Annotated in this window: 8 protein-coding genes and 1 CRISPR repeat array; all 8 genes read right to left on the bottom strand. The window is 64.5% G+C overall.

Annotation, left to right across the window (positions count from 1 at the left end; genetic code table 11):
- Positions 1–35: 35 nt before the first annotated feature.
- Positions 36–308: direct repeats of the CRISPR family, unit length 29 nt; unit sequence CGGTTCATCCCCACGCACGTGGGGAACAC.
- Between the two features lie 82 nt (positions 309–390).
- Positions 391–687 (bottom strand): type I-E CRISPR-associated endoribonuclease Cas2e, encoded by a 297-nt coding sequence (gene cas2e, locus JWP65_RS11255; RefSeq protein WP_367280495.1) that lies wholly within the window; start codon positions 685–687, stop codon positions 391–393.
- On the bottom strand, positions 668–1,591 hold the full coding sequence (cas1e, locus tag JWP65_RS11250; RefSeq protein ID WP_367280496.1) for a type I-E CRISPR-associated endonuclease Cas1e: 924 nt from the start codon (positions 1,589–1,591) through the stop codon (positions 668–670). The genes cas2e and cas1e overlap by 20 nt, the downstream gene beginning before the upstream one ends.
- A gap of 13 nt (positions 1,592–1,604) precedes the next feature.
- Positions 1,605–2,297 (bottom strand): type I-E CRISPR-associated protein Cas6/Cse3/CasE, encoded by a 693-nt coding sequence (gene cas6e / locus JWP65_RS11245; protein ID WP_299763713.1) that lies wholly within the window; start codon positions 2,295–2,297, stop codon positions 1,605–1,607.
- Positions 2,282–3,076 carry a type I-E CRISPR-associated protein Cas5/CasD gene (gene cas5e / locus JWP65_RS11240; protein ID WP_299763711.1) on the bottom strand — a complete coding sequence of 265 codons (795 nt, stop codon included), beginning with the start codon at positions 3,074–3,076 and terminating at the stop codon, positions 2,282–2,284. The genes cas6e and cas5e overlap by 16 nt, the downstream gene beginning before the upstream one ends.
- Before the next feature lie 5 nt (positions 3,077–3,081).
- The gene (cas7e, locus tag JWP65_RS11235; protein WP_299763709.1) at positions 3,082–4,143 is read right to left on the bottom strand and encodes a type I-E CRISPR-associated protein Cas7/Cse4/CasC; all 1,062 of its coding nucleotides are present in this window, start codon (positions 4,141–4,143) and stop codon (positions 3,082–3,084) included.
- Positions 4,144–4,205: 62 nt separating this feature from the next.
- Positions 4,206–4,688, bottom strand: coding sequence for a type I-E CRISPR-associated protein Cse2/CasB (gene casB, locus JWP65_RS11230; RefSeq protein WP_299763707.1), 483 nt, complete (start codon positions 4,686–4,688; stop codon positions 4,206–4,208).
- A gap of 63 nt (positions 4,689–4,751) precedes the next feature.
- On the bottom strand, positions 4,752–6,386 hold the full coding sequence (casA, locus tag JWP65_RS11225; protein ID WP_299763705.1) for a type I-E CRISPR-associated protein Cse1/CasA: 1,635 nt from the start codon (positions 6,384–6,386) through the stop codon (positions 4,752–4,754).
- A complete protein-coding gene (cas3, locus tag JWP65_RS11220) occupies positions 6,383–9,175 on the bottom strand; it encodes a CRISPR-associated helicase Cas3' (RefSeq protein ID WP_299763703.1) in 2,793 nt (930 codons plus the stop codon). Before cas3 ends, casA begins: the two co-directional genes overlap by 4 nt.
- Positions 9,176–9,177 lie beyond the last annotated feature (2 nt).

Raw genomic sequence — 9,177 nt, 5'->3', positions numbered from 1 at the left:
CACGTACCTGTTTCGCTAGAAAACGCGCCTACGGCCGGTTCATCCCCACGCACGTGGGGAACACCTGTGCGGCTGCCACACGCTGACGTGCGTAGGCGGTTCATCCCCACGCACGTGGGGAACACCGGTGGTGTTTGCGATACGTTCCATGGTACGTCGGTTCATCCCCACGCACGTGGGGAACACATGCCTGCGGCCTTAGCTGCCAGCTTCCAATACGGTTCATCCCCACGCACGTGGGGAACACCACTGTAGCACACTACAAACGCCTGTCAATATCGGTTCATCCCCACGCACGTGGGGAACACACCAATCCTAGCCCATTGATTTCAAACGACATTTTCCCACTCGGCATTTCTACCGAAGGAAATGCGTTCCCAAGTCGAGTTGTTAAAGAGCGTCGGCGCCAAGTTCGGGGTGGAAGCTCACCAACTGCACCCCGTCGAAATCCGCCGGCATGCGCCGGTTGCTCCCCAGGGTCGTGAATTCGAATCCGGCCTCTGCAGTGCTGCGCCACATCAGCACGGCGTTGCCTTCCTCGATGCCCGCCTTGACCTGCATCCAGATGTGCTCACGCACCCGCTTGGAGTAGTTGCCGACATACACACCCGCACGAACCTCCAGCAACCAGACGGCCAGGCGCCCCCGCAGACGGGGAGGTGCATTCTCAAGAACGATGACCAGCATCGCCAAGGCTCTCGGGGTTGGGCAGTGCCGGGCCCACAGCGTCTGGCGCCGGCTCGGGGCGCGGGATCTCGCCGGCCGACAGGATGTCTTCAATGTCCGGGATGATCCGGTCCAGCAGCTTGGTTTGCCGAAACACATCCCTGCAGCCCAGGCGAACCGCGCGCTCAGGATTCCCCGCAGGATGCGAAGCCGCCACCTTGAATGCGATGGGGACCACCGTCTCGAATTTGTACACGTCCGCAATGTCGTACACGAAGGAAAGTGGCTTTCCGGTATGGATGAACCCCACCGCCGGCGCATAGCCCGCGGCCAGCACGGCCGCTTCGGTCACGCCATACAAACAAGACGTGGCAGCGGACAAGCATCGGTTGGCCAGGTCCGCCGAGTCCCAGTCTTCGGCGTCATAGTCTCGCCCCTTCCATTCCACGCCAAACTGCTGGGCCAGAATCTGGTAGGTCCGGCGCACCCGTGCTCCTTCAATGCCGCGTAGCTGCTCCACGCTGCGTCGCGCAGGGGGCTCCTCACCGAACCGCACTGCGTACATCTTGCGCACCACCTTGAGCCGCAGGTTCTCGTCCAGCGCCAGGCGGGCCTGGTAGAGCAACCGATCGGACCGTGCACCGCCCGGTTGCCCGGCGGAATAGAGCCGAACTCCAGCCTCGCCCACCCAAACAAGCAAGGTGCCCACGCGTGCTGCCAGTGCCGCCGCGCGATGCGACACCCGGGTGCCCGGCTCCAGCATGATGCACGCCACGCCGCCCACCGGAACGTGCGTCCGAATCCCGGTCACGTCCACCACCACGAACGCGCCATCGAGCACATCGATTTCTCCGCGCTCGATGAAGATGACAGAAATCCGGTCCTTGATCGGAATCGGCTTCAACGGCGGAAGGAACGTGCTCATGCTGACCGCGCGATCAAGCGTCCATTCGACGCACCAGGAGTAGGCCACAGCCAAAGGCTTTGGCGCTGCCGATGCCGCCCACCAGCGCGGCCTGGAAGGCCTGGGGCTCGGTCACGGTCATCTGGCCACTCAATTCCACCGTGCTGAAGCAAAGTGCCCTGTCAGGCTTCTCCTGGTGCTGGACATAGCCATCGACCATCAGCGTGTCTGCCTCCAACGAAAAGCCCAGGGCAGTCCCCCTGCGTTGCAGCCATGAACTGCACGCAGCGTGCTGCAAGGTTTGAAGACTGGGCTTGTCGTCCCCCGTCCAATCGGCCCAGCGCGAGAAACCACGTTCGGCCAGCATTTTCTTCTTGGCCTCCATCACCACATCGTGCCGTTTCGACTTGCCGTCCCGGCCGTGCCGCACGGTCGGGTTGGCGCGCAATTCGAAGTGCAGTCGGTCGCCCTCCTGAAGCGACGGCGCATAGCTGCGGATCTGGGCTCGCCAGGCACCCATCTGGTCGACCGGGGCGCGTCGGGAGACGACGTGGTAGCGGGGGATGCCGTCTGCCTCGCGCTGCCTGAACAAGAAATCGCGCGGCGCCCCCTGGTCGGTGGGAAACCAGCGCCACAGCCATTGGTGATCGGCATAGGGGCCGTCCAGGCGCTCATGCACTGCATCGCGTTCGCGGCCCTCGGCCGGCGTGATCAGACTGAAGTACATGGTCCGGCCTCGGTGCAGACGTCATCAGGAATGATCGCGATGTACTCGGTGCGGTCGGCGAATTGCCAACCCTTGCGCCGGATCAGGCGATCCTTGCGCCGAGTGCTGAGGTCATGCGGCACACCCGCTTCAATATGGTCGTCAAACGCAATCCGGCTGACCCGCGGCAATGGCTCCAGCGGCTGCCTACCGCGATTGTCGGCAGCGGCCCGGCGCGCGGCTTCAAACAACACCGCATAGGCAGCAAAACCGGCCTGGGCGGATTCCGCCTCGATCACCTGCGGCCACAGCGGGGCTCCTGGCGCGCACGTCTTGCGGCCCAGGTAGAGCGTGAACTTCGGATGGCGCAACGCCGAAGCTAGATCGGCCAGCGTGTGCGGTGGCGTGCCGCCGCTTCTCGATTGCATGGCCACCAGGCTGCCCGCGTTCTGGCGATAGTCGCGGGTCGACAAGATGGTGCTGAGCGCCGTCCTGGGAACGGCCAATTCATGGCGCCGCGTGGCTTGCGGCCGGCCCTTCAGCGCCGCCCGCGGCGGCACTTGGGCAGTGTGGTAATCGCGCAGCAAGCTGCCGCCGGACAGCAGGGCGACTGCCACGCCGTAGCCATCGCGCAGCGCCGCGTGCGCCGCCTCGTCGTCACGCAACAGCCCCAGCGCGGCGCCCACCAACCCGACCACGGCTGACTGCGTGGGATGCTCCGCCGTGCCGCGGAATTCACCCACCGCCGATTCACCCCAGGACGACAGCGGCGCCTGAAGTTGGAACACCAGATAGTGCATCCTGCTCACCCCGCCACGAACGTGGCCAGTTCGGCGATGGAACCTGCCGGTGTCTCCACGTTTACGGTGTAGCGCTTGTCTGCGCACGCACCGTAGACCGCATCGAAGTTCTTGAAGCGAGTCTCCAGCGCGGCGACGGACTGGTCGAAGAGATTCTGGTCGCCATGGGGCTTGACCGGCTGGAGGAAGGCTTGCGCTAGCGAGCGCGGCTGCTGGTCGCCCTTTTCAGCCAGGACATAGCCGGCGTAGGCGCGTGAGGCAAAACTGTTCTGCATTCCCGTGGGCGACACCTTGGTGGCGGCATTGACCAACGCATCCAGCGCGCGGGCAGTCAGCGCTTCGTCATTGCCGAGGTTCTTCTTGAGCAACTCGCGGTCGATGGACAGGTACAGGTAAAAGAGTCCCGCGCCGTAGCCCCGCTCGCCAATGTGGGATGCCCCCGTTTCTTCGCGCTTGTTCAGGTCGTCCACGGCGCTGAAGTAGTCGTCTTCCACTGCCGCACGGTGAACGGTGAAGGCGTGCGAAACCTGCACCGCAGCTTCGACATTGAACTCGGCGGCGTCGGCGAGCATCCGGCCGAACATCGCAATGTCCACCGCCCGGCGCGGGCGGCTGAGCAGCTTCAGTTCGTCTTCAGTCGGCTTGTCCTGACGCGCGGCCAAGGTGGCGATCAGGGCCTTGATCGCCTCCTGCTCTTCGGGGCTGAAGTGAACGAGCTGTTCGATCTCGAGGTCCACATCGTTCTCGGTCTTCTTGTCGGACTTGAGCTTGCCGAACTGCCTGGCAATGTCCTTGGCCCATTCGCGCGCCGCCTTCTCTGGAACACCGCCGTCCTTGAGTGCCTGGAAGGCTTCCTGTCCCATGCGCTTGGTGCGGGTGCCCAGGTGGCCGGCCAGCGCTGCCTCAAAAGCCTCCGACGTGCGCCACGCGCGCTTCTGGCTTTGCGAAGAGATGCGCAGGCGGTTGGCGTCACCCACCAACGCCGTCTTGGGCCTGCCGGTGTCGTCGCGATTGAGGTTGGACGGCGGATAGCTGGTGAGCAAATGGAGCTGAACGAAACGGGTCATGAAGGACTTTCTGAATGCGCGACAGGGGTGGACCAACGGGGACTGCACGGGGGCGGACTGGCCTATCCGTCAGACTTCTCGGGCCACCTGTAGGCGTAGGCCCAGCGTTTCTTGACCGCATCGCTCCAGCCGTAGATGTCGTCGGCCAGGGTGGCCGGGTCAACCTTGTTCTCGATGAGTGGCAGGCTGCGTCGCAATCCCGTGAACAATGCCTCGATGTCCGGTGCATCCAGCAACCGGGAGAAGCGCAACTGGCTGACCGGATTGCGATCGTCACCGTCCGCACGGTGGCTCATCGCTTGCGGCAAGGACATGGGAACTTTCTCCGTCACATGTGCCGCCACCGCGACCAGCGCGGCGATGCGTTCCTGTTCGAATGCGCGCCATGGCTCGCCGCTGTTGGCTGCGGCCATCCTGCGATAGAGGCGCTGGTAGGCCGATGTACATGCTACGGCGGTCAGCGTGTCCGCTCGCTTGAGAACGGCCCGGTCCGCCCGAGCCGTGCCGCTTGCGGTCTCGCTGGTCAAGCCGTGCCACCACGACATGAATTCCGTCCGCACGGGACCCGAAAGAACATACCTGCTTCGACCGCTTGACATGCTTGCTCCTTACGCCGCCTTGACGGCCGCTTGCTTGCTTTTCCTGGCTGGCTTGGCTGCGACTGGCAGTTTCAGTTCCGTCCTCAGCTTGGGGCCGCGCAAGCTGGCCATCAGCTGCTCATGCGCCTTCGCAATGCGCGCGGGATTCTGCCGCTCGATGGGCCCCGCGCCCACGAGATCGACATCGAACAAGTGCTCGGCAACCTGGTGCAATGTCGCCAGCCAGCGCTCTCCCGTCGCAGCGCCATCCATCACCTTGCCTTCTCCTGCGGCCTGTATGCGCTCTTTCAGCATGGCATAGAACCCTGGCTCGGTGCGCCCCCAGAAACTGGCGTCGATGAAGCTGAAGTCCCCTCGCGCATCACCGCCGAACCACGCGTCCTTGACGGCACCGCGCAGATAGCTGGCCGCCAATTCGGCTCCCGCGAGCCACGCGCCGACGTCTTCGCGCAAGCTCTTTTGCGCTTGGGGTGAACAGTCGCCCAGCGCATAAAGCGGCACGGTGGCCTCGTACCAGCAGCGGGCTTTCATGCCGTCCATGTCGTAACCGAAGGCCCACAATCGAAGCCCGATGCCAGCCCGCCGCTGCGTCACGGCCTCGAAGAAGTGCTGGACCACCGCCGCGCGTTCGACCTTGCGCTTGTCGTTCTGCATGCCCAGCACCCATCCCATCCAGTGCCGATAGCCAAGCCCCCCGGGCTGGGGATGCAGCGGCAGCATGCCCTCCTTGGACTCGTAGTACGGCGACAAGGGGTGCTGCCACGGCCCTTTGTAATTGAGTCCGCGGTTGCGCGCCACGTACCGCTGAACGCGACGATCCGACTCGCGACCGCAGACGTCGCACTGCCCCGCGCCAAGCGCATCGAAATCCAGGCGTATACGGCGCGGCATGGCCCAAAAGACATGGGCTGGATGGACCTGGATCGGGGTAATTTGCCCTCCGTCCCTTTGCAGGCCATGAATACTCGCAGCCCACGGAAAAGTAAAGTGGCGCTCACTCTTGCCGGGATCACCTCCAACAGCCTCGAAGCTGTGGCGCTCCTGAACGTTGAGCCACAGGCTGTGCCAAAGACTGCGCGGGGCGTTCGGCTCGCCGTCGGCGACCAACAGAGTGGTCAGCGGTCCGCCTCCGCGCAGACCGGTCCGATTCCCCCTCCCACCCTCTGGCGCACTGACTTGAAGGGTGAACAGCGCCAGGGCCGCGCAATGGGGACATAGGCCCTTGACCTGGCCACGCTTGATGAAGTGGTCGCTATTGCGTTCGATAGCGTTCCCACTCGCGGCCTCTATCAACAAGCTGCCGATGCCCACCGGTTCGCCATCGCTTGCGCGCAAGTCGAAGTCCTGCATGAAGCGGGCGCCATCGCCGTCCAACTCGAACGCGCCAACGTGAGGGGCAAACCAGGCCTGAAGTGTTGCTTCGTCGGGCGGCAGTTTGAGCAGATCACGCCAGGCAATGACGCTGTCTACTGGCGAGGCGGTCTGGAGCAGGCCGATGGCGAACTGGGCCAGGGCGCCATTGAAGTCGGGACGGTCAGCGTCGAAGGCGGCAAGCCTTGCGTCCGACAGTTGACGCGGCCCTATCCATTCGCGGCCCCCGTCGTGCAAACGTACCGGCATCCACGCGTCTTCAAGCAAGTTCATCCGCCATCCTCGGTTGTTGTCTGCTCGGTGCGCAAGCCGGACTCAGCGTCGTAGACCCACACGTTCGAGAGGGGCGGTTGGCCTCCTCTGGCCAAGGCTTCCGCTCGCCCAATGTGTCGCCCGTCAACGCTTTCCAGCGCGAGCAACACCACCCATTCACCACCGCCTGGAAGCCTCTCGAGCTCCGCCTGCAGTACGGCCAAGCGTGCTGGCGAGCGCTCGGTGGCCGCGGCTGCAATCGACTTCTTCGCCACCCGCACCGTGCTGTAAGCCCAGGCATGCTGCAGCTTGTCGGCGCGCCACGGCTTGAGCTGATCGCCCTCCCAGCGTCCCAGCAACACGTCGATGGTGTCTTCCCCCAGCCTGGAAGGAGCGACGGTGTCGGGATCCCATTCCATCCCCCTGCGCACATAGCCACCAACGAGCTTCACGCTCTTGAGATCGGCCAGGCTGGCGTCGCCATAGGCCTTGCCTTCCGCCTGGTTGGCGTTGCCCTGCAAGCCCTCGGGCACACCGCTTTCATGGCCAAACACGGTTTCGATCAGGAAGCGGGCGTCGTCGGGCATCGTGAGCGCGCCGACGCGCAACATCTTTGCTGTCGACCACAGCTGCCCGTGGTGGGGGTACACACCTGCCGCCTTGGGAAAGGGTTGCTTGAACCATGACGACGCCGGCTCATCGTCCCAGAGCGGCCCAAGCACCCACAAACAAGGCGCACCACGCTGGTCGGTGGCGCCTGGCTCGTAACGGCGTTGGCCCCTTGCGTCTCTCACATGGCGACGCAGCCGGCCAGCACGCTGGATGAGGCGGTCGATCGGCGCCAGATCGGACACCACCAGGTCAAAATCAATGTCCAGGGACTGCTCCGCCACCTGGGTGGCGATCAGCAAGCGCCCTGCCCGATCGGCGGGCCCGCTGCCGGGTCCGAAGGTGCGCAGTACAGCCTCTTCGATGTCCAGCCGATCCCCCAGCGCGAAGCGGGCATGGAACAGGATGATGTGTTCGGCGGGAACATGGGCCACCAACGCAGCCCTGGCATCCAGCGCATCGCCCACGGTATTTCGGATCCAGGCCACGCATTGGCCCGCCGCCAGTGCCGCGGCAATGCCCGCCACCACGCTGGCGGAGTCGGTCTCATAGCGCACGTTGACGGTGCGGCGCACGTCCGGACGCGTCGCGATGGCCGCTTCAAGGGCCACGTCGGGTTGCGCTGCGGACCAGGACGTGGCCAGTGGATAGGCTTGCGACCCCAACGCGGGCACGCGGTGCCCGCACCCTTTGGCGAAGGCCTTGAGCAGGGCCGTCTTCATGCGCTGCGTGAGCGTGGCAGACAGCAAGATGGCGCTGCCGCCGGCATGCGCATGGAACTCCAGCAGAACTTCGAGCGATCGCTGCATGTAGGCGTCGCAGGCATGCACCTCGTCGACAACCAACACCTTGCGCATCAGCCCCAGCAGGCGCAGCGACTGGTGCTTGCTTTGCAGGGCACCCAGCAATGCCTGGTCGACCGTGCCCACGCCTGCGGGCGCCAGCAAGGCCCGCTTGTTGTGGTCGGCCAACCAGCGCGCACAGCGACGCGTCGCGCTTTCATCGAGTTGACTGGCATCGCCTTCGTCGCGGCCAGGCTGGATCACCGATGCTGCGAAATCTTCCACCAGCGTCTTGCGGCCGTGGGCCAGCACCAGGCTCGCGCGGTCGGCAAACAACAGGGCATACACATTGGCGATGCGGTCATACATGGCGTTGGCCGTGGCCATGGTGGGCAGGCCGATGAAAAAGCCGTCGGCGCAGCCGCTGGCCATCAGCCTGTGCGTCAGGATCACCGCCGCCTCTGTTTTGCCGGAACCCGTGACGTCCTCAAGCAGATGGATTTGCGGGCCCGGCGCGATCTCCACCGACTTTGCCCAATCCTGCAAAGGCGACGGCTGCCGGATCTTCGGAAACAGTTCGCCAAAGGACCGGTGGGCTTGTCGGGCAGCCGGCATGACTCCAGATTGCGACAAGGCCACGTCGGCCAGCTTCAACGCCTCCTGCCAGTAGTCCTGCAGCGATGACGACGGCGTGTCGCGGTACTTGAAGATCTCCGCGTTGGAGCCGATCCAATCCGCCAACACCGCCAGTCCGGCGATCCACCAGGACAGTTCGCGGCTGACACGCTCGAACGCTTGCGCACCGACATCAGCCGGTACTGCCGCAGCCCCAGCCGGTAGCAGCAGCTCCCGCATTGCGTCCACGAACGCCTGGCCCGCCACAACATCGCGCGGCCGATAGTGGCGCGCCATCTGCTCCACCTGGCTCAGCGGGGGCTGGCCGTGATGCCCTGTCACCGCACGGACCCAGCACAGGATGCCGTCGAAAGCATCGAGATCGTCACCAAACCACGCTTCGTCTTCCGCTCGCGGCTGAACATGGTCCGTCCAGAACTGCATGCCCAGGCTGTCATGGCGAACACCAGCCAGGCCAACGGTGGCTGGCGGATCGCCTTGAAGGCGCGCCACCAAGCATGCTTTCTGTCCCTGAAAGCTGATCGAAAACTTGCCCAGATCGTGCAACGCCAACCAGAAGGTGACCCACTTGCACAGTAGCTCGCGGTCGGTAAAGCCAAGCTGTTCGCTGAGCCAGGCAAGCAACGCTGGCGCTTGTTGCAGGTAGGCCCGGCCAACGGCCGCCACGTCGAGGCAGTGGTATGGCAGCAGGTGCAGGTCTGGCTCGCCATCCGCCGGACGCGCTTTGCCCCAATAGGTCCAGTAGCTCGGTCGGCCCGTTGGCGATGTGTCTTGCGGTGGCATGA

The sequence above is a fragment of the Ramlibacter sp. genome (genome assembly GCF_028292805.1).
GTDB lineage: Bacteria > Pseudomonadota > Gammaproteobacteria > Burkholderiales > Burkholderiaceae_C > Ramlibacter.
The sequence above is the reverse complement of the archived record's forward strand: the minus strand, read 5'-3'. Positions and strand labels throughout refer to the sequence as shown.